The organism is Bacillus sp. RO2 (assembly GCF_012911845.1).
Taxonomy (GTDB): Bacteria; Bacillota; Bacilli; order Bacillales; family Bacillaceae_I; genus Sutcliffiella_A.
Genome location: NZ_JAAXCU010000032.1, coordinates 44,390 through 70,721 on the forward strand (window position 1 = coordinate 44,390; position 26,332 = coordinate 70,721).

The 26,332-nt window shown below is 39.6% G+C and carries 28 protein-coding genes; 7 read left to right on the forward strand and 21 right to left on the reverse strand.

From position 1 onward, the window contains the following. Positions 1–223: 223 nt before the first annotated feature. The 7 genes from HF078_RS07465 to HF078_RS07495 form a co-directional block, all read right to left on the reverse strand. On the reverse strand, positions 224–1,345 hold the full coding sequence (locus HF078_RS07465; protein ID WP_169290565.1) for a Gfo/Idh/MocA family protein: 1,122 nt from the start codon (positions 1,343–1,345) through the stop codon (positions 224–226). A 51-nt stretch (positions 1,346–1,396) separates the two neighbouring features. Next, positions 1,397–1,918: a YehS family protein gene (locus tag HF078_RS07470; protein ID WP_169290566.1), complete on the reverse strand. Its 522-nt coding sequence runs from the start codon at positions 1,916–1,918 to the stop codon at positions 1,397–1,399. 66 nt (positions 1,919–1,984) lie between these two features. Further along, positions 1,985–4,426: an ATP-binding protein gene (locus tag HF078_RS07475; protein WP_169290567.1), complete on the reverse strand. Its 2,442-nt coding sequence runs from the start codon at positions 4,424–4,426 to the stop codon at positions 1,985–1,987. Continuing rightward, positions 4,410–4,787 carry a response regulator transcription factor gene (locus HF078_RS07480; RefSeq protein WP_169290568.1) on the reverse strand — a complete coding sequence of 126 codons (378 nt, stop codon included), beginning with the start codon at positions 4,785–4,787 and terminating at the stop codon, positions 4,410–4,412. The genes HF078_RS07475 and HF078_RS07480 overlap by 17 nt, the downstream gene beginning before the upstream one ends. Positions 4,788–4,820: 33 nt before the next feature. Continuing rightward, the gene (locus HF078_RS07485; protein ID WP_169290625.1) at positions 4,821–6,170 is read right to left on the reverse strand and encodes a glycosyltransferase family 2 protein; all 1,350 of its coding nucleotides are present in this window, start codon (positions 6,168–6,170) and stop codon (positions 4,821–4,823) included. A 49-nt stretch (positions 6,171–6,219) separates the two neighbouring features. Then, a complete protein-coding gene (locus HF078_RS07490; RefSeq protein ID WP_169290569.1) occupies positions 6,220–7,275 on the reverse strand; it encodes a HEAT repeat domain-containing protein in 1,056 nt (351 codons plus the stop codon). A gap of 2 nt (positions 7,276–7,277) precedes the next feature. Continuing rightward, entirely contained in the window at positions 7,278–8,861 is a 1,584-nt protein-coding gene (locus HF078_RS07495; RefSeq protein WP_169290570.1) for a diguanylate cyclase, read from the reverse strand. A gap of 83 nt (positions 8,862–8,944) precedes the next feature. On the opposite strand from HF078_RS07495, the gene HF078_RS07500 reads away from it, so the two are divergent. Beyond that, positions 8,945–9,142 (forward strand): hypothetical protein, encoded by a 198-nt coding sequence (locus tag HF078_RS07500; protein WP_169290571.1) that lies wholly within the window; start codon positions 8,945–8,947, stop codon positions 9,140–9,142. Positions 9,143–9,145: 3 nt separating this feature from the next. On the opposite strand, the gene HF078_RS07505 is transcribed toward HF078_RS07500, so the two are convergent. The 6 genes from HF078_RS07505 to HF078_RS21180 form a co-directional block, all read right to left on the reverse strand. Then, entirely contained in the window at positions 9,146–9,361 is a 216-nt protein-coding gene (locus tag HF078_RS07505) for a nucleoside transporter C-terminal domain-containing protein (RefSeq protein WP_346775322.1), read from the reverse strand. 171 nt (positions 9,362–9,532) lie between these two features. Beyond that, the gene (gene mscL / locus HF078_RS07510) at positions 9,533–9,799 is read right to left on the reverse strand and encodes a large conductance mechanosensitive channel protein MscL (RefSeq protein WP_169290572.1); all 267 of its coding nucleotides are present in this window, start codon (positions 9,797–9,799) and stop codon (positions 9,533–9,535) included. Positions 9,800–9,933: 134 nt separating this feature from the next. Then, on the reverse strand, positions 9,934–10,344 hold the full coding sequence (locus HF078_RS07515) for an RrF2 family transcriptional regulator (protein WP_169290573.1): 411 nt from the start codon (positions 10,342–10,344) through the stop codon (positions 9,934–9,936). Positions 10,345–10,382: 38 nt separating this feature from the next. Next, complete coding sequence (gene spxA / locus HF078_RS07520; protein ID WP_169290574.1) at positions 10,383–10,778, reverse strand: transcriptional regulator SpxA; 396 nt, start codon at positions 10,776–10,778, stop codon at positions 10,383–10,385. 586 nt (positions 10,779–11,364) lie between these two features. Beyond that, entirely contained in the window at positions 11,365–11,838 is a 474-nt protein-coding gene (locus tag HF078_RS07525; protein ID WP_169290575.1) for a DUF1203 domain-containing protein, read from the reverse strand. 43 nt (positions 11,839–11,881) lie between these two features. Then, entirely contained in the window at positions 11,882–12,433 is a 552-nt protein-coding gene (locus HF078_RS21180) for a bifunctional transcriptional activator/DNA repair enzyme AdaA (RefSeq protein WP_346775323.1), read from the reverse strand. A gap of 342 nt (positions 12,434–12,775) precedes the next feature. On the opposite strand from HF078_RS21180, the gene HF078_RS07535 reads away from it, so the two are divergent. Further along, a complete protein-coding gene (locus HF078_RS07535; RefSeq protein ID WP_169290576.1) occupies positions 12,776–13,447 on the forward strand; it encodes a GGDEF domain-containing protein in 672 nt (223 codons plus the stop codon). A gap of 414 nt (positions 13,448–13,861) precedes the next feature. Here HF078_RS07535 and rlmD read toward each other — a convergent pair whose 3' ends face one another. The 4 genes from rlmD to HF078_RS07555 form a co-directional block, all read right to left on the reverse strand. Next, positions 13,862–15,262 (reverse strand): 23S rRNA (uracil(1939)-C(5))-methyltransferase RlmD, encoded by a 1,401-nt coding sequence (rlmD, locus tag HF078_RS07540; RefSeq protein ID WP_169290577.1) that lies wholly within the window; start codon positions 15,260–15,262, stop codon positions 13,862–13,864. Beyond that, entirely contained in the window at positions 15,259–16,140 is an 882-nt protein-coding gene (locus HF078_RS07545; RefSeq protein ID WP_169290578.1) for a DNA-3-methyladenine glycosylase family protein, read from the reverse strand. The genes rlmD and HF078_RS07545 overlap by 4 nt, the downstream gene beginning before the upstream one ends. Before the next feature lie 131 nt (positions 16,141–16,271). Beyond that, positions 16,272–17,087 (reverse strand): delta-lactam-biosynthetic de-N-acetylase, encoded by an 816-nt coding sequence (gene pdaA, locus HF078_RS07550; protein WP_169290579.1) that lies wholly within the window; start codon positions 17,085–17,087, stop codon positions 16,272–16,274. 265 nt (positions 17,088–17,352) lie between these two features. After that, a complete protein-coding gene (locus HF078_RS07555; RefSeq protein ID WP_169290580.1) occupies positions 17,353–18,894 on the reverse strand; it encodes a fumarate hydratase in 1,542 nt (513 codons plus the stop codon). A gap of 190 nt (positions 18,895–19,084) precedes the next feature. Here HF078_RS07555 and HF078_RS07560 point away from each other — a divergent pair, with 190 nt between their 5' ends. After that, complete coding sequence (locus tag HF078_RS07560) at positions 19,085–19,981, forward strand: GNAT family N-acetyltransferase (RefSeq protein WP_169290581.1); 897 nt, start codon at positions 19,085–19,087, stop codon at positions 19,979–19,981. Between the two features lie 36 nt (positions 19,982–20,017). Here the strand turns inward: HF078_RS07560 and HF078_RS07565 are convergent, their stop codons facing one another. After that, positions 20,018–20,200: an SE1561 family protein gene (locus HF078_RS07565; RefSeq protein WP_148988634.1), complete on the reverse strand. Its 183-nt coding sequence runs from the start codon at positions 20,198–20,200 to the stop codon at positions 20,018–20,020. Between the two features lie 149 nt (positions 20,201–20,349). Between HF078_RS07565 and yfkAB the strand changes: the two genes are divergently transcribed. Beyond that, the gene (yfkAB, locus tag HF078_RS07570) at positions 20,350–21,474 is read left to right on the forward strand and encodes a radical SAM/CxCxxxxC motif protein YfkAB (RefSeq protein WP_169290582.1); all 1,125 of its coding nucleotides are present in this window, start codon (positions 20,350–20,352) and stop codon (positions 21,472–21,474) included. A gap of 49 nt (positions 21,475–21,523) precedes the next feature. On the opposite strand, the gene HF078_RS07575 is transcribed toward yfkAB, so the two are convergent. Further along, entirely contained in the window at positions 21,524–21,847 is a 324-nt protein-coding gene (locus HF078_RS07575; protein ID WP_169290583.1) for a hypothetical protein, read from the reverse strand. Positions 21,848–22,058: 211 nt separating this feature from the next. Next, positions 22,059–22,868, reverse strand: a complete 810-nt coding sequence (locus tag HF078_RS07580; protein WP_169290584.1) for a YfkD famly protein — start codon at positions 22,866–22,868, stop codon at positions 22,059–22,061. A gap of 136 nt (positions 22,869–23,004) precedes the next feature. Here HF078_RS07580 and HF078_RS07585 point away from each other — a divergent pair, with 136 nt between their 5' ends. Next, positions 23,005–23,310 carry a TIGR04104 family putative zinc finger protein gene (locus HF078_RS07585; RefSeq protein WP_169290585.1) on the forward strand — a complete coding sequence of 102 codons (306 nt, stop codon included), beginning with the start codon at positions 23,005–23,007 and terminating at the stop codon, positions 23,308–23,310. A 187-nt stretch (positions 23,311–23,497) separates the two neighbouring features. Here the strand turns inward: HF078_RS07585 and HF078_RS07590 are convergent, their stop codons facing one another. Further along, positions 23,498–24,106 (reverse strand): YczE/YyaS/YitT family protein, encoded by a 609-nt coding sequence (locus HF078_RS07590; RefSeq protein ID WP_169290586.1) that lies wholly within the window; start codon positions 24,104–24,106, stop codon positions 23,498–23,500. A 586-nt stretch (positions 24,107–24,692) separates the two neighbouring features. Here HF078_RS07590 and HF078_RS07595 point away from each other — a divergent pair. Continuing rightward, entirely contained in the window at positions 24,693–25,112 is a 420-nt protein-coding gene (locus HF078_RS07595) for a pyridoxamine 5'-phosphate oxidase family protein (RefSeq protein WP_169290587.1), read from the forward strand. A gap of 91 nt (positions 25,113–25,203) precedes the next feature. After that, positions 25,204–26,322 carry a CdaR family transcriptional regulator gene (locus HF078_RS07600; RefSeq protein WP_169290588.1) on the forward strand — a complete coding sequence of 373 codons (1,119 nt, stop codon included), beginning with the start codon at positions 25,204–25,206 and terminating at the stop codon, positions 26,320–26,322. Positions 26,323–26,332: the final 10 nt, after the last annotated feature.

The window sequence follows — 26,332 nt, forward strand, 5'->3', positions numbered from 1 at the left end:
GTAACAAAAATCACTTCTTTACTTTAGATAGAGCTTCTTAGAATAATGTTTTTAGGCTACTTCCATACTACCGAAGCACGCCTCACTCAGCTCCTAACGTCTTATAGAACGCTTCTATACGACCGAAGCACACCAAATTTAATCAGAAACGTCTTATATAACCCATAAAATGTAAAAGTGCAGTCACCTAAAAGCAACTGCACCATCGCAACAATTTTATCAATCAATCAATTATTATCGTTCTATTCTCCTCATGAGACCGACGAATTGCATCCATTACTACCTGAACCCCATGGCCATCCTCCAATACAGGCAAATGAGGGTTTACTCCTTCTCCAGATAGGGCTTTATACACCTCATCCAACGAGCGATAAAAAGCATTGTAATAACCAGCAGCAACCGGATTCATCCTTTCTGGTACCGACAAAGCTTCCTCTATATCCACTTCTTCCAAAGGATCATTTCCATATCCAACAAGCACTTTGTTGTCCTGTACCATTTTGATCGTACCTTCTGTTCCGTAAACCTCTAGCTCCCATCCTTCTGCATGACGAACGGCAATGTTGGAACCGATGTTAAAGGTTCCCCCGCCTACGAAGTTACCCATCGCTTGGAAAGCATCATCCGCTGTACGGACTTCCTTCTCACCGTTTTCATCAGTGAACTCTGGTACATGAGTAGTCAGCTGGCCCGAAACAGATTCTATCTTCGCGTCTGTCCACCATAACAGTGAATCAATTAAATGAGAACCTACCGCTCCAAGCATCCCGCCTGCCTGATCCTTTTGACTTAACCACCCGCGTTTACTTGTAGCATACCTTTCATACCCAGCAATATTTAGCGAGAAATTCACATGCAACACTTTGCCAATTTTCCCGCTTGAGATCACTTCTTTAACCACCTGTCTTGCAGGTAAAAAGCGGTACTCAAAATTAATCCAGCCCAATTTATCAGCTGTATCTCTTGCCTGTATCATCTTCTCTGCCTCTGCCGCATCAAAAGCCATTGGTTTCTCGCATAGAACATGTTTGCCGCTAGTAAATGCCTTTACTACCATGTCATGATGTAACAATGGTGCAGAAGCGACAGAAACCAAATCTATCTCTTCTGACTCCAGCATTTCCTCCCAGTTCCCATAAATTTTCTCAATGCCTGTTTCCTCTTTAATCTCATCGAGTCTCCCGCGGGATACACTTGCAATGGATACTACCTCAAACCCTGGATGACTTTGCATCACTGGTACGTGAACCTTTGCGCCAAAACCTGTTCCGATAATACCTACTCTTATTTTTTCCATGATGATTCCCCTTTTATGTAATTGGTCTTCCCAGTTTAATTTCGACAAAAAACAGCACTCTCCTTTTTTAATTCGGAAAGTGCTGTCCTACATTGTATATTAGTGACGATATTTAATTGCCAAACCTTTTAAGAAATTCCTCGCATACTTATCCATGCAAGCTTTGTAGTTTTTGTGCCCCTTCTTACGTAAAAAAGCACCCAATTCACCCTTTGTTATGGAAACACCAGCTTCACCAATAATGTCAATGATATCTTCTGTTGTTAAGGTAAGGGCAATCTTTACCTTTTTCAGAAGAATATTATTTGCCGGTTCATTGGAAAAAGGGGGCTTTGCAGGCTGGCCAGGTTTTGGTTCCTGTCTGCCTCTTTTAAAAACAATCAAACCGTTTAGAAACGATTCCAGCTTGTTATTGTTGATAGGAAGAATTTCTTCCTCCTCTAGCGCCTGCTCGTATTCTTCCTCGGATTCATAATCATAGCTATCCACCTGTTTGGTAAGCATCATCTGGACATCCTCTTTTGTTACATCGATGTCCCCTAGCTTAAAGATCTCGACCATGTCGTTGTCCTTAATGTCTAGTGCGTATCTTAGTCTAATTAGTATATCGTTGTTAGTCATGTATAAACTCCTTTTTTGTATTGCTCATTCCCTATATTTATTACCATTTACCAATAAATTTAGCATTTATTTTGCCAAGGGAATTTCTATCGTGACAACAGTTCCTTCTTCCATCTGTGAAGTTATTCCTATATCTCCATCGTGCGCATGGATAATTTCTTTCACAATGGATAACCCGAGTCCTGTTCCCCCAATTTTTCTCAGGTCGGAATTGTCAACCCGATAAAACTTAGTAAAGAGATGTGGAATCGCTTCATTAGGAATTCCAATACCATGGTCCCTTATTGTAACCTGTAACATCTCACCCTTAGAAGTAACCGTAATATGGATTTTACCACCTTCAGGAGAATATTTAATCGCATTGCTCAGTAAATTAGCCATTACCTGTGCAAGCTTCTCCCTGTCTGCTTCCACCTTCGTCTGATTCGTCACTATCTCAAGAACTATTGGATGAGTATTGGTGTTGTGTTTGAAAATCTCACTTGCTTCCTGAATAATCTCCACGATATCTTCTGTTGTTTTGTGATAAATCTGTTTTCCCGCTTCCATTTTCTGTACATCCAGAAAGTCATTAATCAACGCTGTGAGACGCTTTGCTTCCTGATAGATTGTTTTCAGGTAGGTTTTTTTACGTTCTTCTGACAAGTCTTTGTAAATCATTCTTTCTGTAAAGCCAAGAACACTTGCCAATGGCGTACGTAGTTCATGACTTACGGTACTGACAAACTCCGATTTCATTCTATCCACTTCATACTCTTTTGTCATATCACGGAATACCAAGATGTAGCCGTAGGAAAGGTCTTGTCTTGATACTTTTTCCTTATACATTTTAAAGACACATCTCTCATGCTTTTGATACAACTCAAATATTAAAGCATCATCAGCAGACTCTTTCTCACTAAAAGTGGTGAGTAGATCTGTTCGCAGTTTTTCTTTGTCGGCTGCCATTTCAACCAGGACCGTTGTCCATTCTTCAAAAGATAATTGCAACAGCCGATTAGGAGTTGGGAAGTTCAATACGTCACACATTTTAGTGTTTGCCTGAAGTATACTACCTCTTTCATCCACTAATAGGACACCCTCCTGTATGGTGTTTAGAATGTCCTGGTAAAAGAGGCGATTCTCTTCCGAATCCTCATACAAATCAACTTTTTCCAAAGCCATACTGACCTGCATGGCTAATGCTTCCCCTGTTTCAATTTCTCTTTCAGTAAAGGGCGCATCATATCTTGTGAACTGCATGTAAGCCGATATTATTCCATTAGATGTAAGGACGGGTATAAATAAATCAAAGGCTGCCATATCTTCAGAATGGTAGGTTGCCTCCATCCGACTGCATTTTCTATCAACATTAAAGGCTTTTTTAACCTCCATCAATTGCTGAATGAATACATTATTCTCTTCTAATCTTAACTGTTCTACCGCTTTCTTTGACAAACCAATAGAAGCAACTGTCCTTTTTTCATTAAGCATCATCATAATGCCTACATTTGCATTTAATACCTTCCCCATGTTTCGAACAACATTCTCTAGCAGACGCTCTCTGCTTAACGTCTCTCCCATATCATGAATAAACTTATTTCTTACCTCAAGCTGCTTATTACTCTCTTCAATTATTGAAATATTTTCTTCCAATTGTACTTGCTGTGCTTGAAGTTCGTCTTGCTGTGCGTGCAGTTCATCCTGTTGAGCAAGCAGTTCTTCATTTTGGGCCATCAACTCTTCTTCATTGTATTGTAGCGTATTTACCATCGTATGAAGCGCGTTGGATAATACACCTATTTCATCGGAGCTATTCTGATGAGATGGAAGCTCTGTTATCTTGCCATGTGTAATCTCATCGGCTGCCTCGGAAAGTTCCCGCAGTGGTTTACCTACCTGTTTAATAAGCACCCAAGTAATAATGAACAGTAGGGAAATCACAAGCAGAAAATACAAGGAAAACAAAAGCTGACTAGCTTGAATTTTATCTGACATCAGATCCACATTGTTTTCTATTTCCTGGTCTACTTCATACCGGTATTCTTTCATGTAATCCATAAAATCAAAGATATCCCCGGATGTTCCTTGGATGAACAGATAGTCCTTAAGCTCCTTCATATTCTCTTGTTCATATAAACCCTCAATTTTCGGAAGATATATATCAAAATAGAATTGATAGAAGTCTGTTACTTCACTTACAAACTGTTCATCATTCCTGTTATCCGCCATCTTCGCTAGAATCTCAATATCAGTTTCGATTTCACTTTTATACCCTTTTGCTTTTTCTAGCATCTTTCGGTCAGAAAATGCCACATATCCACGATAATCAAGGAAAGAACTATTAATATTATCATCGATAGCCTGTATTTTCTCTTCCTTCGCTTCGAGCGCATTATTCCTTTCCTTAAACTCTTCAGATAGGGAGTACTCGTAAACAAACAGAGTTATAATCCCAGTGACCAAAACCAGAAAAAAGATTCCATTTATTGTTAAAAATTTCGTAGATATACTATTTTTCCACTTCATTTAGCATTGCCTCTACTTTTCCTGCCAGCTCCATCGGACTGAATGGCTTGGACATAAATCCTGAAGCTCCCGAGGCTGCGACCTCATCACGAACGGATTGCTGACTTTTAGCTGTAAGGATAAGGACTGGAGGAACAGGGTTAAGCCCCATCGTTTTCATTTTTGTTAGTACTTCTAATCCTGTGTATACAGGCATCATATAATCGAGGATGACCAGATCGAAAGTATTCCCCGCTTCCAAAATATCCACCGCTTCTTTTCCGCTGGATGCCTCCACTATCTGGTGCCCTTCATCTTCTAGTGTATCTGTTATGAGCATGCGAAGCACACTCTCGTCCTCAGCAAGTAATATCTTTGCCATCTTTTTCTCCTCCACTTATCATTTGATTCCAGATTATTGGGATACCCCTTTTCGTTGCATTTCTCCCCAACCTCTCTTCTTCCTTAATACATCCAAGATGCCTTGGCATCTCCAGATTATGGTTAAGGGTCTATACCAGAAGGTTTCTGTAAGAGAATAGAAGAATAAAACAACAATATGCCTTGCTTTAGGGTATCGTTTGAGACTCCACTCTTCCATCAACACGGCCAACATGGAATAAATAGAACCATAGATGACAAAAAGCAAAAAAAGGAGCAATGCTATTTCTTCATTCATACCACCAAGAAAAAAAGAAAGGATTATATATAAATAGCCTGTTAATTCCACAACTGGACCTAAAAACTCTATAAAGATAAAATATGGCATGGATACCATACCAATGGATCCATATTTAGGATTAAAAGCCATAGAGCGGTGCATCCACAAACTTTCAAATAACCCCCTGTGCCAACGATTCCGCTGTCTTTTTAAAAAGGTCATTTCTTCCGGAGCTTCTGTCCAGCACACAGGATCTGCCACATAGACAATTTTCTTGTTGGCCTTCTTTTCTTTTATATACCGGTGCAGCCTTACGACCAATTCCATATCCTCTCCAACAGTATGAGAATAGCCCCCTGCATCAATCACCCACTTTTTGGAGAAAACCCCAAAGGCACCTGATACAATCAATAAAAGATTGTGCCTGCTTAACCCGATTCTCCCCACTAAAAATGCACGCAAATATTCAATAACCTGCATGATGACCAGTGGATTGGAGGAAAGGCCCACCTTCATGATGGATCCGTTTTCGATAGCGGAACCGTTAGCGATCCTTACACTTCCACCTGTGGCAATAACGTCTCCATCAGAATCTATGATTGGCTTCATTACTTTTAAGAAAGCGTCCCTCTCCAGAATAGAATCGCCGTCTACTGAACAGAAATATGGATAGGTGCATACGTTAATTCCAACATTTAATGCATCCGATTTCCCACCATTCTCCTTATCTATCACATATAAATAATCATAAATAGAAGACTGGTAGATACCTTTTACTTCTTTTGTCTTTAACTTTTGTTTTACTATTTTCTTTATTTTTTTCAATTGAAATTCCTCGATTAGCTTTTCCATCGTATCATCTTTTGAACCGTCATTAATCACAATGATCTCATATTGAGGGTATTCTATGCTAAGTAGAGAGCGAACAGATGGAACTATGCCAAGCGATTCATTATAGGCCGGCACCAATATAGATAGTGGTTTAGAATAACTTACATCCAATAGGTCCTCATATGGCTCTGTATTATCCAGCTGATAATTCTTCCTGACTTGGAACAGGGAAACCAGCAACATGAACAGGTAAAAGAGAATGACAAATCCCATATAAGCAATAACAAACAAACCAATTCCCTGTAATAGCAAATTAATAGAATTATAGTCCACGGATTTGCCCTCCTCTCTGCAACCATTCTTCCGCCATATCTCTTGCAAAGCGGTCTGTTGAAGTTTCTAGTACCTGATGGAGAAGGTCTGCCCCTCCTTCGATGGATAAGATGGATTTGGCAGCGTTATTTCTGACATCATAATTTTTGTCACTTAGAAGCTCTGTCAAAATAAAGAAGCTCTCCTTACGATTGGTCCTGCCTAGTAATTTACTAAGCATTAATCGTTCTTCCCATGTGCTCTCTGGCATGTCTACATGATTCATCCATCCTAGAATCTTTGAATAGCCCAATTCGTTCATTGCTTTTAAAATTCTGATTTTCTTTTCTCCAGAAGAAATTCTAAGTAGGTCCTCGAGAAAGGGCAAAAACTCCCTTTTCCCCTCAATCCCTATCATATCTAGCACTGGAAGCTGAATGTATCCAGGGAAGGCATCAAAATTTGTAACCATCGCCTGAAACTGTTTCTCTGTCATTACACCAAATAGGGATCTGTACATAAACTCCGAAAGACGCCACTTTGGTTCTTTCACTAATTCCTCCCAGTGATTTGTTTGAAATCGGACTAAAATCTTTAATAATTGTCTTCTTTCTTCTTGAGACAGTTTTCTCTTCTCATAGGTATTAAGAAGGTAAGGCACCATGCTCTTAAGTTGGAAATCTTCAATTGCATAAAGACTATTCATCCTTATGCTCCAACGACGATGAAGAAGGTTCCGTTTATACTTCCCCATAAAATGAGTGTTTGCAAAAAGCGTAATTCGCTCCTGCACTTCATCCCCTTGGACGACATCTGCAAAATCGCAAAACAGTTCTTCCATTGCTTTCCACTGTTTTCCGCTCCATTCCTGTCCAAGAATGTCTTGGTTTTGCCTGTATAAGTATTCAAAAACTTTAGCCCTTAATTCTTCTTTATGCTGGTCAATTTTTTGACGTCGGCTGTTCTGCATCAATTTGGTGAAAAGCATATAGATAAATAAAATCGAGAGTAAAATAAAAAAAGAAAGAATGATTACCAGTACGATAGAAACAAGACTATTAATCAATGTCACATCCCCCGCTTTATCAGATGCTGAAGTCTTGCTTCCACTTCAAGAAGCTTAAAAGGCTTTGTCACATAATCATCCGCTCCAAGCTGCAACGCTTTTTGTATATCCCTTTCGCTTTTCCTAGAAGTTAACATCATAACTTTAAACTGGTCATGGCGTCTTTCCGAGCGTAGTCTTTGTAACACTTCCAGTCCATCCATTTTCGGCATCATTCCATCAAGAATGACCACATAGCGATCCTGACTCTGTAACCACTCCGATTGCAAAAAGCTTTTTCCATCCGGAAATGTTTCTATTTCAATGGTCCTAGTTGCAGGAAGGGACAGTTTTCCAATCACTTCAGAAAGCATCATTCTTACAATTTCATCATCATCGACAATAGCTACCTTGACTTTCTGTGTAACAACCTCCTGGTCTCCTTCATATACCTCAACTCTTGCCTTCCCATTCTTTTTCGCTTCATAGAGAGCCTTGTCTGCACACTCCATTACTCTTTCCAATGTCAAGCCACCCTCTGTTACTTGTACAACTCCTCCTGAAAAGGAACAAGTAAAAGATACTTGATTCGATTGAAAATTCAATTGCATAAAACCATTCAGAAGCCGTTCAACCAGCTTTTTTGCTTGTTCTATAGCGGTATTCGGCAGCAACATAGCAAACTCTTCGCCTCCATATCTGGCAAATACATCACCCGAGCGCATATTCTGTTTCATGTACGATGCTAGCTGCTTCAACACCTCGTCACCAACCACATGCCCATACGTATCATTAACTTGTTTAAAATAATCGAGATCAATGACTCCTACACTAAACGGCTCTTTTACTCTTGTAAGATTTGACTGTTGTTTCGCAAAAAACGACTGGAAGTACTTCCGGTTATACGCCTTTGTGAGCTCATCTATCAACAATAAATCGTCATATTGCTTTTTTCTCCCCACTTGCCTAGAGACTCTTACTTCAAACTCCTCTAGATCCAAAGGTTTGGACATAAAATCATCTGCTCCCGCACGGTAAGCGTCTAATCGGTTTTCCCTGTTTGGATTGTCACCAATCACTAAAACTGGTGTCAACATTTGCTGACCGCTTGCTTGAAGGCTCTCTAACAATGAAAGCCCTTTTTCATCTTTCAATCCTGCGTCCATTATCAGACAATCCGGTTTCACATCATAGAAAGTATCAATGGTCTTTTCAAAATCTGTACTGACTAATACATGGAAAGACTTACTCTCCAGATACTCTTTCCACTCAACAAGTAAAGCCGGATCACGATCGGCAATGAGTAGCCTTGGTTGATCTTTTGTTTGTTCAGGAGTCGTCCCTACCTTTTTGCAAAAGACGATAACTTCTTGCAAAAATGATTGGTATTCCTCCAACTGCCACGTTTTCTTTTCAGCAACGTTTATCTTTTCATATAGTGCTTCTGTTATATCTCCAAGCTCATCCAGCCCTACTGTCCTAGCAGTTCCCTTTATAGAGTGAACAAACCGATAAACTTCTTCATGGGGAACATCGCTAGCGCTAGCTTCCCACTGATCTATTTGATTTAAAATAGTAGCAATTAATTTTGTTTTATATTTATCCAACACAGCACAACCTTCCGATGAGACACTCCAGATGTATAGCCTCTAAACTACATATTATATAACAATTATAAAGAGGAATGAATATGATGTCATGGATAAATTTTCATAATTACTGTCACACCACGTCCTTGTATCAATTGAATGAAGCAATAAAAGAAGACACCACTCCTTCAGATGAGTGGCGCCTTCTATTAATATGGAATATTTATGATCGCGTACCTCCTGAGAAAATCGTGCGGCTACCTCCATTATTACTAGGCACCTCTTACCAATCGTTATGATTCTTATAGAAAGATACTAATAATAATGGCTGTAATAAAGCTTGCCAGGGTTCCTGCCACGATTGCCTTGAAGCTTAATTTAGAAACGGTCTTTTGTTGGGTAGGCTCGAGGGAATCTAATCCAACAATCAATTGTCCGATGGATGAAAGGTTGGCGAAGTTGCAAAGCGCAACGGATAAAATGGCCACTGTTTTTGGTAAAATCATCCCCCGATTTATTACTTCACTTTTCTTCTAAGTCGTATAATAGTCTCCTCAGGCTTTGCATCTTTCCCGATTTGCTCTTGTCTTTTCAATATGTCCCTGATCTCTGTAAGCTATTCTAAATTCGTGATAGCCTTAACCTTGTAATCCTTCTTCTCTTTTCTCCGCCCGTATCTATTAAAAATCTTAATGACAGACAGTAAAAATAGCCACCGACATCAGGAGGAAATCCATCATCGATTGGATGAACTTCCCATAAAAGACAAATGCCCCTCCAACCCGGAAATATAGAGCCTCCAGATTTACTCCCCCTACAATGATCCCGATGATCGGCATGATCATATCCTCTACAAGGGAATTGACGATGTTATTAAAAGAAGCACCAATGATCACTGCTATCGCCAGCTCAAAAACGTTTCCTCTTGAGATAAATTCTTTAAACTCCGACCACATACCCCCACCCTCACAATCCACATTTTCTACAATCTATATGTGAGGAAGGGGAAGATATGTCCAAAACATAGAGATGATAGAAAAACAGCCTGATTCTGGTTAAAGAATTCAGGCTGTGATATAAAAGGAACCATTCACTTTTGATGAACTAAATCGATCACTTCTTTAATTGTATACTCCTTTAAATACTCACCAAGATGTTCTTCCGCCCCAAGGAAAATGGAAAAGAGAACACCCTTCATATTTGCGCCAACAATACATTGCCCGCTGGATTCTGGGCACTTAGGCTGAAGGGCTCCCTCAGAAGTTATCCTGTATATATCCCATAGATTGACCTCATTGAGTTCGTTAGCAAAAATAAATCCGCCGCCTGTACCCTCTTTCGATTTAATGAATCCATGTCTTTTCAATAAGCTTAGCACTTTACGGATGCGAACAGGGTGCACACCGGCACTCTCAGATATTGCATCACTTGTTGACATCCTGTCCGGCTGCAATGCCAGATAAGTTAAACTATGAACGGCAAGGGTAAAATCACTATTCATGGCCTGCCTCCTAAGATTACTGTTTTCAATAAAACCAATTAATTTACCTTTTTATGCAGTTCTATATTCAGGAATGTTCGTAGCTTACGTGGCAGAAAGCTACGGATTTCCTCTTCATTATACCCGACTTGTAATCTTTTTTCGTCCAGGATGATTGGGCGACGCAAGATTTTTGGATTCTCCATTACTAAGTTATAAAATTCATTCAGCGAAAGAGCTTCCAAATTAATATCTAATTCCTGAAAAGTTCTGGAATTGGTTGAAATGATCTCACTGGTCCCATCTTCTGTGAATCTAAGGATGGATTTAATTTCATCAACAGTAAGTGGACTCGCCAATATGTTCTTTTCTACATAATCAATTTGATGTTCCTCCAGCCAAGCCTTCGCTTTTCGGCAAGAAGTACAACTTGGTGTAGTATAAATAGTCACCATACTTGAACACACTCCTTTAAAAATATTTTCGTTTCATTAATAAATGTAACAAATTATATTACAGTTTATGCAAGATAAATCCTTAAGGATATTTTTTTTTACGGATTAGACTTAAAGAATACTTTGATGCTTCTTGCCCACCAAGCTTATTAAAGATTATACTGTAAATATAATCATTACAGTTAAATTAGTCAACTGTAAATTTTTGTGTTTTAGTGGTGGATTGGAGTAATGACCAAAACTTATAAGGCCTCCTAGAAAGCATAAAAAACTCCCAGAACACTAATGCCATTTAGAAAAAAGAAGGCAACCTTTTGGATTAGTTGCCTTCTTTCTTTATTAGTTTCGCCATACTTTCCTCATGTGGTGAGTGTATGTAGCAACACAGGTTGCTGGTAAGTTTACAACAATTCTTTTACTATCTCGCAAAATCAAAATCTACTCTCAACTTCCGGTCATCTCCGCTCCCACCTGTCGTCTTTTTGGCTTCACGGGTATGGCCTCCTTAGCTCTTATTAGGCCACATTATCATATGGCAGGATATTAGTATGCTAAAAGGACTATTGATGTTTTCATGTCGTACTTTTCACACTCTATTAACAAGGCAGTTATAGCATCCTGGATTAGAGTTAAGTATGTGAATATATTCTACTTCTTTATTATCAAGAATTTCATCTATATTTTCTCTTACATTTACACCTTCTGTACCCCTTGCTTCTACCATCATTGAATCATGATTGTAGCCGCGTAAGGAAAGATACCGATGATCTAACATTTCGGGAATTTCATTTACATCTAGCTTAGCGGTAGTTGCTCCCTTTCGTATAAAGATAGGGCCGCTTGCTTTATAGGGTGAATTAACACAATGATATTGGTAATTCAGTAAGATTACCTCTTCTCCTACCTCTGCATCCTTCAAACTTACCCTACAGGGATATCCGGGCTTTTTATTTGCTATCATTTTTAATGCCCCAATACTTTTTAATAACTCTTCATTGATAAAAAATAGGTTGCTAAATTCTTTCTCTTGTAACGCAACGATTTGAAAGTTATTTCTCATTTATTCTATCCCTCCTTTTTCTTAAAGCTGTGAAACATCTACCTTACAGACTCTTCATTCTGTATTCTTTTGGGGTTAAACCCGTCCTATCTTTAAAAACTTTATAAAAGTTAGACATGCTTTTAACACCTGCTTTAAGTGCAACTTCAGTAATTTCTATGTCTGTTTGTGTCAAGAGCCTGGCTGCTTCTTCCATTCTTAATTCCATAATATATTCAGATATGGTCATACCATAATAATGTTTAAATAATCTAGCAAGGTGATTATTGCTCACACCAAGCTTTTGGGCCATTTTTTTGCGGTTGAGCGGCATATTATAGCTGTTAATAATGATGTCTTTTGCTCTTTCTATTAATTCTTTATTAGGTTCATAAGTTGTTTCTTTAAGATCTGGTCTACACATTTTGCATGGCCTAAATCCATCTTTTAGCGCCACCTCTTTATTTTCAAAGTATATGGTGTTCTTTCTCAAAGGTGTCTTTGCCTTACAGGAAGGTCTGCAAAAGATTCCTGTTGTAATGACTCCATAATAAAACAACCCATCATAATAATCATTACAAGTACTAACTGCTTTCCATTTTTCTTCACTTGTAATAGACCTTCACCTCTCTATCTTCGCTTCTAAAGTTATTATATATCTACTTGTTCTAAAATTTCTTCCTGTATTTCACCAACATATTCTCTCTTAGTTCTTGCTGGTGTAGAAGTGGAAGATATCTAATGTAGTCTTGGTAAAGAATTACATTGTCCCAATATTGTCCTGTAGCTGAGCTTAAACATTAGTACCGTTGCGTTTATTATAAAATCAATTAAGAACAACCTCCATTTTTTTACAACAACTACAACTACTACTAATTATGGATTTTAATAACACCCTTACCTATTATGTGATAAAATTCTCATTAGGTCTTTAAGACTATAGGGAGGATTATTCAACATGAAATATACTGGCAGAATTGTTGGAAGTTTGAGCTTGTTTTTACTACACTTCGTTTATATTTTCTACTATTATTTCCGTGATAAATCAGTTGAACCGCTTGATCTCTACTCCTATCCTGTTCTAATCTTATTTGGATATTGGGCAGGTAAACAATACGATAAAGTAAGATTTTTTTCTGAGAAAGATGAACTTACGGGTATCTATAACCGAAGATATGTAATGAATACATATGAAAAAATTACTTCCTTGGCAGAGAGAACAAATAGTAAACTCTTTGTATTAGTGGTAGATTGTGATAATTTCAAAACTATTAATGATACATATGGACATCATAGGGGCGACATGGTTTTAACAATGATAAGTGAAATACTTGTTAATACTACAAGAAAAAGTGACATAGTTGCTCGTTGGGGTGGGGACGAATTTTTGATTATTGGACACTATCATGAAGAGACGGGAATAGGAGCAGTTCTTAAAAAACTAGAGGATAAACTCGAAAACCTCTCTAATCAATTAAAAATTCCTGTTAAAGTTTCTATAGGTTCGGCTATCTATCCTAATCAAAGTAGGGATTTGTTTGAGTTAATTAAGATTGCTGATGACAAAATGTATCAAATTAAGTCGTCAAAAAACACTTTACAAATTAAGAAATGTCATCTCACTCTATGATTGAAAGCATTGTAATTTACATTAAATAAATGAAGTTTTTTGAATCTGTTTTTACCCCTGAATCTTTCTTAATATGCCATTAATCTCTGAGTCACTGCACTCTCATGTAACAAGAATACAAAATCATTGTAGTAAATAAAAAAGAGCATCCATTGTAAGATGCTCTTTTTTGGAAACCTTATATTCACCAATTAATTTACGAATATTTTCTTCTCTCTTGAAGGAATGTATTTTAATATCTCTTTAGCATAGGGAAATGAATCATGAATCCCTTTATCAAAAAAATTCGCTTTTTCCCATTCTTGTTGATATGAAAGCTATTTCTTCACATTTTTTGAAGAAATTTATTCCAAACGTGGATAAAATGCAGAAAAATTTAATTGTGTTTTGTAGGATTTCTATTGGTTAGTTACATTACTTCAAAACCAACTTCACGACACTTTCAACATGAGCGGTTTGTGGAAACATATCCACAGGTTGGATCCATTCCACTTTGTACTTTTTGCTAAGGAACTGAATATCTTTAGCAAGTGTGGATGGGTTGCAGGAAACATAAACAAAATTCTTCGGCTCTACGTCAAGGACGGTCCTCATGAAAGTCTCGTCCAAGCCTGTACGTGGTGGATCCACAACGATAGTGTCGGGTCTCCAACCTTCTTTTACCCATCTTGGCAGCCATTTTTCCGCTTTGCCTGCAACATATTTCATGTTCGTGTATCCATGACGTTTGGCGTTTTCTTTTGCATCTTCAATGGATTCCGCAATGGTGTCCATACCGCGAACCTCACCTGCACCTTCTGCAAGCCAAAGGCCGATGGTCCCCACTCCACAGTAAGCATCGACGACTTTTTCTTTTCCCGTCAATTGTGCAGCTTCTTTTACCAAATCATAAAGCTTTACCGTCTGGACAGGGTTAAGCTGGAAGAATGCCCTTGCGCTCAATTCAAACGATACATCTCCTAGCGTTTCCTGAATTACTTTTTCTCCGCTTAAATGAATCGTTTCCTCTCCGAAAATAAGGGAGGTTTTTTTGCCGTTTACGTTTTGCATAATACTCTTCACTTTTGGCAAACGCTTTTGAATTTCTTCTACTACTAACTGTTTGCGTGGCAATTTTTCATCTGTCGTTATTAGAACTACCTGTATTTCTCCACTAGAAAAACCAATCCTTGTCATGATGGTGCGAACGGATGGTTGTCCCTTTTTCTCATTTTGAACAGGTATGTTGAAGTCTTGCAATATTTTCTTCACCGTATTGGTTACTTCCGTTGTGGCACTATGCTGGACGATACAATTATCAATATCAATCAACTTGTGCGAACTTGCCCCGTAAAGTCCTGCAATCACTTTTTCCTTTTGCTTGCCAACCTGGAATTGACTCTTATTACGGTAATACCACGGGTCTTCCATGCCAATTGTCTGCTTGATGTCGAGTTTACTCACATTCAGTTTTGTATGGCGCTCTAGAGACTGAATGATGATATCACGTTTCAAGGTTAACTGTTGGTCGTATTTTAAATGCTGCAGCTGACAGCCTCCGCATTGCTCATAAATCGGGCATGGGGGCGTGGTACGATGTGGGGATTTGCTTCGGATTTTTTTGATTTTCGCTTCCGCAAACTTATTTTTCACGTCTGTCACTTCCGCCACGACCACTTCTTCAGGTAGTGCACCAGGAACAAACACCACTTGCTTTTTAAAATAACCCACACCTTCTCCGTTGATCCCCAAACGCTTAATCGTTAACGGAAAAGTTTGGCCCACTTTCATATCGATATTGGATTGTTGCTTGTTGTATGGTTTCTTCGTTTTCATTTCACTAACTCCTCAGCTTGCGGTTCGATGCTTCTCCAAAGGTATAGGGAAGCATAGCTTAAATATGGTTCCCAGTCCTTCGCCCACTCCTGCATCTGCAGAACAGTAGGCTTTTGGTCGAGTCCTTTTAATTTTTTCAAGGCATTCTGAATGCCAATATCAGCAATTGGGAATAGATTTGGCCTCCCGAGTCCAAATAGAAGCAGGTTTTGGACAGTCCAAGGGCCTATTCCTCTTATTTTTACAAGTTCTTTCAGTATTTCTTCATCCGTTTTTTGCTCCAAATTGTAAAGTGGCAAGTCTCCATTTGCAATCAGTTTGGAGGTATCTATAATGTATTCCGCTTTTCTGCGGCTCATTTTCAGTTCGGTGATTTGTTCGTAATCAAGCTCGGATACATCTTCTGGCTTCGGATAGAACCAAACTCCTTCTTTCATAAAACCGAATGTATGGACAAAACGTTGCGTCAACGTATGTGCGAATTTCATGTTTACCTGCTGATGAATAATACATTTCATTAGACAGTGGTATATGTCAAAATCAAGTACGAGCGGCGTCCCTTCGTGCTCTTGGAAAATTGTTGCGAGATCTGTTTCGGCAAAATGATCGGCGATGTCTTGAAGCGGCTTGTCCCATTGGAAAATTGTTTTTATGTGCTGAATTTCCATATCTGTCAGTGTTGCTGTACTAGATAATTGAAAGCTCGGGTTTTGTTTCGACCCAGTCGCCTGCACTTCTATAACAATTGGAGCTTCTCCCTGATACATCGGTACTTTTACAGAGCGCGCCTTATGATCGACGACCATTAGCGGATCAATGGAAAGTCGCTGCAATACTCTGTCAAAATCATATGGTCCATTTATCTTTATCTTAACCAATTTCCCCACCGTCCTTTATATACTTTCCCAATTATAACGGCTTTCTGGCGTGTTGCCAAACAGGGTGGGTGAGGGAAGAGAAATACTAAAAAGAACATGCAGAAAAACTCCTTTGCTTGTATGCGAAGGAGTCAGCTTTCTTGTATAAGCAATATCGGATTGGGAATAGTATGTTGTGCAGCAATTTCATCTAGGCTTTTAAATTCATACCCTTGTTTGCGAAGGTCGTCTATGACCTTTTCCATCGCTTCTGCATTGTCTTTGGACACAGTGTGAAGTAAAAGTATCGCTCCAGGATGTATTTGAGCCATGATATTATCATAAGAGTATTTCCAACCTTTTTGCTGGTCCGTATACCAATCTACATAAGCTAGAGACCAGAAGACGTGCTGATAACCCATTTGGTTTGCAAGTGCCAGTGTTCGGTCACTGAACGTTCCGCGGGGAGGCCTCAAATAGGTCATATTATCAAGACCTGTTATGTTTTTGTACTCTTCTTTTATCATGTCGAGCTCTTTTTTAAAACGAACATCGTTTACTTGTGTCATATCAGGATGATGCCAACTGTGATTACCAACGATATGACCTTCATTGACCATTCGTTTGACCAGGTCAGGCTGGTCTTTGAGGTAATACCCTGTTACGAAAAAAGCTGCAGGTACTTTTTTCTCTTTCAGTACGTCCAATACTTTTTCGGTGTATCCATTCTCATAGCCATTATCAAAAGTAAGATATATTTCTTTTTTGGTTGTATCTCCAAGGTAAAAGGCGTTATGTTTCTTTAAAAGTTCATTGTATTTTTGTCCTGCATCAGGCGGCTCATGGTTTTGACTCTTTTTGAATCCCCAATGCAGGGTGGTAGTGGAATAGGTGTCCGCTTGACTCAAATGCGGGATGATGAAAAGTGCAATAACAGTAATGGTTAGGATATTAAGTAATTTTCGCATGATGATGTTTCCTCCCTTCCATGATATCTCTAGCTACTATTATGTTTCGTTGGGGATAAGGGATTGATACGGTGTATTGTTTTCCAATTGAAAGGTACCATTTACTTACTGTCGGAAAATGAGGCAATACTGTCCGAAATAACTGCAATACAAGCCAATCGACATTTACCGGGAAATAATGACACGACCATCTTCAATCGATGACCATCCCCTAAATAAAAAAGTCCGGCAACCATCTTGGTCACCGAACCGTCAATTTAATAATTTAGTTAAACACTCTGTCCTTAAACTGAGCAAGCTTTTCTAAAGAAGACTTCTCTACATCCGCATGCAAGCTGTTGCCATGCGAATCCATTGTTACAACCGCTGTAAAGCCTTCTACATTCAAGTGCCACATTGCTTCTGGAATACCAAACTCCATCAGATCGACACCATCGACACCTTTAATACAGTCGGCATAGTATTGTGCCGCTCCGCCGATGGCATTTAAGTAAACGCCTCCGTGCTCTTCCAGGGCTTTCAATGTTTTCGCACCCATTCCACCTTTACCCATGACTGCACGTATACCGAACTTTTTCATAATATCCCCTTGGTAAGGTTCCTCGCGAATACTTGTCGTTGGTCCTGCTGCTTTTACATGCCAGTTTCCTTCGTCATCTTTTAGCATAACCGGGCCACAGTGATAAATGATTTGCCCGTCTAAATCAACTGGGGCATCATTGTCGCTCAAGTGCTTATGGATCGCGTCGCGGCCAGTGTACATTCTGCCATTAATGCGAACCACGTCGCCCACCTTTAACGAACGAATTTTCTCTTCCGTAATCGGCGCTTCCAGAACAATTTCACTTGCTTCAGAAGTTGCTGCCACTTCTTCTTGCTCTGCCAACTCTTTTGAGAAATCGATCATTTCGCCTTCCTGATATAACCACTCGTTAATCTCACCAGTTTCCGGACTGATCTTCACTCCTAAGCGGCGGTATGCCCAGCAATTATACGCAACTGATACGAAAAAGCTAGCTGGAATACGATGCGCAACCCCAACCTTACAGCCAAGCAATGTCGTTTCGCCACCGAAGCCCATTGTACCAATACCAAGCTTATTAGCATTTTCCATTACATACTCTTCAAGTTTTTTCAACTCAGGAACTGTATTCTCATCATCCAGGCTGCGGAAAAGCTGTTCTTTTGCAAGCTCATAACCGGAAGTGCGGTCGCCGCCAATCCCAACACCGATAACTCCGGCGCTACAGCCTTGTCCTTGTGCCTGATAAACAGAATGCATGACACACTTACGGATGCCATCAAGGTCACGACCCGCACGGCCAAGGCCTTCAAGCTCGCATGGCAAGCTGTACTGGATATTTTTGTTCTCGCAGCCGCCACCTTTTAAAATAAGGCGCGCGTCAATATAATCCTTTTCCCACTGTTCAAATTTTATGACAGGAACTCCATCTCCAAGGTTGTCCCCACTGTTTGCACCAGTCAAGGAGTCCACTGAATTAGGACGCAGCTTTCCATCCTTTGTAGCCTGGACAATTGCTTCTTTGATTACTTTTTTAATTTCCAGCTGGTTTACTCCAACAGGTGTTTTTATTTTAAATGTAGGCAGTCCTGTGTCCTGACAGATCGGAGACACATTTTCATCCGCCATCGTAATATTATTTGTAATTGTAGCAAGTGACATCGCTGCACGGGTTCCTGCACTCTCGCTAACTTTTGCTTTAGCAATCGCACGACGTACATCTTTAGGCAGCTTTGTAGAGGTTTCTACGATCAAGTCATACATGCTCTCATATAATTTATTCATCTTTAACTCCCTCTCCTATCCCCAGTTGAAAAGTTATCTACGTTTCTTTTATCTTTTATACATCCTTCATTATACTTGTTCTAATTAGAAGGATAAAGCACTTTGTAACCGATTCCATCAAAACCCTAAGTCCTGTTGGATTTTTGTGGTAAAGTGGGATATAGAAACAGGAGAGATGGGAGACACAAACATGGCACAGATTAGACTTTTACAAGCAAAACTAGATGATGCAGAGCAATTGACTGGTATGATGAAAAAGACATTTGATGAGGAAGCTCTTCACTGGCTTGGTAGTATAGATTCAAATATCGTGGACTATAACATCCAACCACCGGGTTATGATTCCGTTCATACTACCTGCTATATGATTGAAGAGCTTACCTACTACAAGATAATGTTGGAGGAGCAACTTGTCGGCGGGATTATTCTGACGATGACTGGTAACAGGTTTGGCCGGATTGATCGAATATTTATTGATCCCGCTTATCAAGGGAAAGGCTTAGGATCTGAAGTGATCCGGTTAGTAGAAAAAGCACATCCTTCTGTAACAACTTGGGACTTGGAAACCTCTCCAAGACAAAAAGGTAACCTCCATTTTTATGAAAAGATGGGCTTTGAACGCACATTTGAAACGGAAGATGAGGTTTGTTACATCAAACGCATTCGCACGGGGACGGCGGCTTTAGAAAATGCATTTGAATCCTGCAATTTGGAAGATGCGACCTTTTATCAGGCGAATTTAGCAAATAGTGCTTTCAACAATAGCACGTTAGCTGGGGCACATTTTAGCAATATCAATTTAAGAGGATCAAAGTTCCAGAACATTAATTTCCGTGAAACATTGTTTGCTGACTTGAACCTTTCTGGTAGTAGAGTAAAACACGTTGACATGAGTGGCGTCGAGTTTAGGGATACAACGATTGAAGATGCTCCCGTAAGCTTTGATCGCTGTGAATTGATGGGAACGAGGTTTACCAATTGTAAGTTGAGTGATGTGGAGATTAACGCTTGCGACATTTCCGGAATGAAGATTGATGGGGTGTCGGTGAAAGAGTTGTTGGAGGTTTATAGGGTGGTTAAGAAATAGGGATGAGGTTCTTAATGAGCTCCATCCCTATACGTCTTACCAATCCTTCTTAAACTGATTGTATTTCCCTTCCAAATCATCAAGCATTTGAATCAGACGGTCGATGTCCTCTACATCTGTTGATTCCGGATCTAATGAATCCACGACCTCCAAAAACATATTTAATCTATTTTTCAAGTAATCGACTTGGGAGTCTTTATTGTCTGTTGCTTTGCCCATAATAATCGCACCTTTCTGCCATTCCTGTAAGTTTTTCTTTATACTACCGCACTAAAGCACATCAAGCAACCTTCAAAGAATTTTCCGGTCTGTAATTCCATGAATCATGATACAATGAAGGGTAAGGTTTTTTAATAAAGGAGTTTACGATGAAGACAACTATACTACCACCAATTACCCCTTCCTATGATCCATGGGAAGCATACTTAGATGTAAAAGAATACGGCCAGATGGAACTGACAAACGTAGAATTTACCACCACCACGCTTTGTAACATGCGTTGTGAGCACTGTGCCGTCGGATACACATTACAACCAAAGGATCCTCAAGCTCTGCCAATAGAGTTGTTAATCCAACGTTTGGAAGAAATTCCACGCCTTCGCTCCATCAGTATCACTGGCGGTGAGCCGATGATGAGTATGAGGTCAGTAAATGAATACGTCGTTCCGCTACTAAAATATGCGCACGAACGTGGTGTGCGCACGCAGATTAATTCGAACTTAACATTAGATTTAGCCAGATACGAAAAAATCATTCCTTACCTGGATGTGTTACATATTTCTCATAACTGGGGTACGATGGATGACTTTGTAGAAGGCGGATTTGCGATGATGGACCGCAAACCGACGTATGAGCAGCGAGCGAAGTATTTTGAGCGTATGATTGAAAATTCGAAAGCCTTAACTGCCGCCGGTGTGATTGTGTCTGCTGAAACGATGCTGAATAAACGTACGCTACCGCATATTGAGCATATTCATAAGCAAATTGTCGAGGAAATGAACTGTCAAAGACATGAAGTGCACCCTATGTACCCTAGCGATTTTGCTAGCGGCATGGAAGTACTCACGCTTGATGAAATGCGGGACGCGATTCACCGTTTACTAGACATGCGGGATGAAAATACGTGGATGTTGTTTGGTACACTGCCGTTTTATCCTTGCAGTGATAATCTAGAAGACAGAGCATTGTTGAAACGCGTGTATGAGTCAAAGAATGTGACAGTTCGGAATGATCCGGACGGCCGCTCCCGTTTGAACGTGAATATTTTTAACGGAGATATCATCGTCACAGATTTTGGCGATACGCCTCCCCTTGGAAACATTCAAACAACGGATCTTCCTTCTGCATATGAAAAATGGAAAGAGACTTCCATTGCAAAAGAATTAGACTGCCACTGTCCGGCAGTTGCTTGTCTTGGACCAAACATATTAGTAAAAAATGCTTACTATCCAAACATGGATTTCACTGTTCGTGAAACGAAAATGACAAAATAAACAAAAGCCTGGGAAATGTAATCCCAGGCTTTCTTTCTGTGCGAAAAATTTAAGTTGTCGGTACTCTCGCTTTGAGTCTTTTCCCCTTTAAGGCACAATAGAATCCTAAACTGATCAGCACACTTCCCATCAAGCTTGAACCCAAGATTAACGCTCCGTCCCATCCGCGCGAGCTTCCTGCCAATTGCCATGCTTGATAGGGGATGAATAAAAGCAGAAAAATAATTCCAATACCCCAAAGCAGTAAAATGGCATGATGTTTATCTTCATTTTCTATATAAGATGGCTGTTGCCTCAATTCAACTGTGACCATTGTCCGAACAATAACTAACAAAACAGTTAAACCTAAGACCAATAATACCAGGTGCATCATCTTGTTGATGACCTCCTTTTTATTCTCACTTTTTAAGACGCTTGAAGGCGGAAAAAGTTTCGGTCTGTGGCAGGCTTTTCGTTCGACAAGGTAGTGGAAGTTCTGTAACCTTTTATTACCCAGCTTTAAAAAGAATTGAAACTAGTAAAATAAGCACAACTTTCAACATAAAACACCAGCCTTTCGAATTAGGCTGGTGTAACAAAATGTACTATCTAGGGCGATCGGAAGCTGCAAAAATGAAGCTCACATGGTCCTGAACCGGTATCCACGCACCGATTCCTTGTGAAGTGACATTCTTCACAACAATTTTCATCTCTTTGCCTTTTAAGACTAGGTAAACTTCTCCATACGTAACTTTCCCTTTTTCACTTACTGCAGGGGAATAGGCGTACAAATATCCTAACTTTTTCACAGGTATGTTGTATACCTGATCCTTTTTCGTTCCAGCGCCAACAATGGTTTGGAAGGATAAGGGAAGCTTCGTTTTATCCATCGCTTTTAACATCATCATTTCTTTTACATCATCAGCGGCCTCCACTTTGGAAGTCAAACCGCCTTTGACACTTTTCTGTGCTTCTTGACGATAATGAAGCTGTTGCGGGACTTTTCCACCGCGGTTATCTGTGTAATTGGTGTTGATTTTTTGGTATTCCCAGTTAACGCTCGTTTCCGTGGATTCGTAGGAAAGCGGCCATTGACCAAGGTAGATGGTGGCTCGATAACCGATAGCCACAGGGGACGGCGAAATGTTCGACTCATTTAAAATTTTAATAAGTTTTGGATTTTCAATTTTCACATTGGAAGAATCAATCAGTTCTTGAGATAGCTCACTTGGCTGCAAGTATGGAACATCTTGTGACGGATTTGGATACGTATTGTCCTTGGAGATGTCTAAAACAGAATTCGGTACCTCCAGTTTTTTATTATCAGTTTTCACCTTTGTTTCTTCCGCATGGACACTACTTAGTGTGAATCCAAATGCAATAAAGATTGCCATAACAATTTGAAGTATGCGCATGATGTGTATTACTCCTTTCAATCGTCTTGAAATCTATGTACTGTTATCTTTTTCGAACCGATTTAAGATTATCCATGAAAGGTGAAACTTTTTACCTGAGTAATTCGTAAATAAAATATAGAAGGAGCTGAATAGGATGAAAACACCTACCTGTGCAAACTGCCATAAACAGTGGAGTTGGAAGATGACTTGGAAAAAGACGTTCACATTTAAACAAGCGATTACGTGCCCATTTTGTGGAGAGAAACAGTATATAACGAAGAGTGCTCGGCAGAAATTATGCTTACTTCCAATCATTTTTCCAATTATCAATGTGCCTTTCCTTTCCTTTGGTGTTAGCAGTTTCTATCTAGCAATGGTGTATATTATCTGTGTTGTGGTGTTGGTAATAGGGATGCCGTTCTTCTATCGACTAAGCAACAAGGAGGAGCCATTGTGGTAAGAACCATTTTCGGAAATAGATATATTACTCATTTTATTATCTTTTTTATCGCGAATTTGCTGACATACCCTTTTTTTACAAATAGAACGTTTTTGGATATGTTCGTTTTGTCCATACTTTACGCCTTTCTTTGGTGGCTATGGGACAGTGCCACTTCTTCAAAAATGAAAAAACACGAAAGCTAATCTCAGCTCTCGTGTCGTAATTTCTTATATAAGCCTTCTAAACGCGGATAGAAAATTTGAATTAATGGTCCGATCCCAAAAGTAATGATAAATGTGCCAACCCCAATCGGCCCTTTGAAAATAAGAGCAAAAATTAGGGCAAACACTTCCCCAATCGTTTTTGCAGTCATCATCTTCACCTTAAAACGATTCTGAATTCCGAGCATCAAGTTGTCAATTGGAATAACCGGGAACTTTGCTTGCAGGTATGCAGATATTCCCACTGCCATGATGACCATTCCGGCCAAAAGGACAACAAAACGTAAAACCATTCCCACTGGAATCCATGCACCGAAGACCTGTATCAACCAAAAATCAATAAAAACTCCGACAAGGAAAATCGTAATGACCGCCAGATAATCCGGTTTGCTTTTATGCAACCAAGCATTAATTGCAATCAGGATAATCCCGACAATAAACACCCAACTTCCAACCGTCAGCCCGAATGTGGAAGAAAGCCCTACGTTCAGAGCGTCCCAAGCACCAGCCCCTAAATCCGATTTTATCGTCAAACTGATCCCGAAGGATAAGACAAAAAGTCCAATTAAATAAAATAATGTTCGTATAACCAATCTGATAACTCCTCTACATTTTACTATCACTTGTCCTACTTTATCATTGTAAGCGTGAATCATCAAAATATGAAAAAAAAGAAAAAAAGATTAAATAAATCAGAATATTTATAACATTCAACCTATATACTATCAATACCTTAAAACGAAGGAGGGAAATAAAGCGAAGTCACCTTAGAGTGAAGGAGTGATTTACACCTACACAGTGCACATATAAAGCTTTTTATTCCTTAGTTCAAAGCTTTAACGCCATGGTACTTAGAATCGATCAGTTAGCCCTATATTTTTTGGGACTCTGTGCAGCCTACCGCACAGAGTTTTTTGTGTGATTTCGGAAGTTCGTGCCAAAATCATCAAAGTTGATGCCAAAAATAGCCGAGTTCGTGCGGAAAACGAGTAAGTTCATGCCAAAGTGTGCCAAGTTCGTGCCTTAACGAAACGCCTCCATTTTATGTCCCCTCCACTCCTCTAACTTTTATCTTATCCCCCAGCTCTTCTTATAACCCAATTAACATCTGTGTTTAAAATCTCCCTAAACATGCCACATTAACAGTGAGTACTTTTTAAATGAAAGGTGAGGCTAACCATGAATACTGATTTAAAGAACAAAATCACTTCCATGTTCAGCAATCATAAAATCGGCACACTGGCCACCATTAGAGGCGACCGTCCATATTCCCGTTTTATGTTATTTTTCAATGAAGATTTGGTGTTGTATTGTGCAACGAACGAGCACACTCACAAAATTGAGGATATTAAAGCCAATCCACATGTACATATCCTTCTAGGTATGGAAGGTACAAGTTGGAAGGAACCATACGCGGAAATTGAGGCACAGGCAAGCTTTGAAGACAGTGCGGAATTGAAAAAGAAGTTCTGGGATGAGAAGTTATCAGAATGGATTAAGAGCCCAGATGATCCGGAATATTTGCTATTAAAACTAACGCCTTCTGTTATTCGTTATTATGAAAAGGCTGGTAGTGAGGCGGAAGTGTTGGAACAGTAGTAGAAGCCTTCCTGCTCTTATGGTAAGTTAAATATAACGACTAGAAAGCGGCCCTTCCTCATAGGCCGCTTTTTCCATAGGAGGTCTCACTTTGCTGCGAACATCCCTTGCAAAAAAGATCATTCGAGAAGTGAAAAATTTTATAGAAGAAGATTTAATTATGGTCGACACATCTGGTATCATCATTGCAAGTACAGCTCCTGATAGACTAGGAAATTTCCATGAAGGAGCATATCTGGCAGCCTCTGAAAAACAGATGCGTATCATCTCTAAACAGGACGAAATCACTCTATCAGGGGTAAAAGCTGGCATCACCCTTCCCCTCTTCCATCAGCAAAAAGTTGTTGGCGTCATCGGCATTACAGGAACGCCAGAAAAAGTCCTTCCGTACGGGGAATTGATCAAGAAAATGACAGAGCTACTGATCCAAGAAAATCACTACCAAGATCAGTTCGAATGGGAAGCAAGATCTCTTGAGACATTTGTGTTTGATTGGCTATTGAAGGACGGACCTTCTACATTCATCACAAAACGTGCAGAAGTGCTAGGGGTAAACATGGAAGTGAACCGGCAAGTAATTTTGATAGAATTCCAAACAAATGAAAGCCTAATGAAAGCCAAAGGATGGCATCATTCCGAATTGGATGTGGAATGGAAGAAAGAAGATATTTTTGTGCAATGGGGACAAAATAGAATGATTTTACTACTGGCAAGCAATACCGTCCCAAGCAAAGAGTCGCTCCTTTCATTCTTGAAAAAAATTCAAGTTCAACTCCAAAGCTATTTTGGTGCACCTGTTTATATGGGGGTTGGAAAAGCATGCAAACCTTCCTCGCTAAAAGACTCTTATTCAGATGCAGAAAGAGCGTTAAACACCTGTTCTGTTGACGTACCCATTACATTTGAAGAAGACCTCCGTCTGGAAATGATTTTGGAAGCAATCCCTAATAAAGTGAAGAAAGAGTTTGCACTTCGCCTTCTTTCTCCCGTCCTATCCGAAAAGGACTTGTTCGAGACCATCCAGAAATATTTTTTCCACCATCTATCGTTGAAAGACACGGCCCAATCTATGCACATTCATATCAATACGCTTCATTATCGATTGCGTAAAGTGGAGAGTTTAACCGGGTTAGAACTCAAAAAGCCTCATGATCTGACAACTTTATACCTAGCTTGCATTCTTTTGGATGATTCTACAAATAAACACTAGTTATCTACCT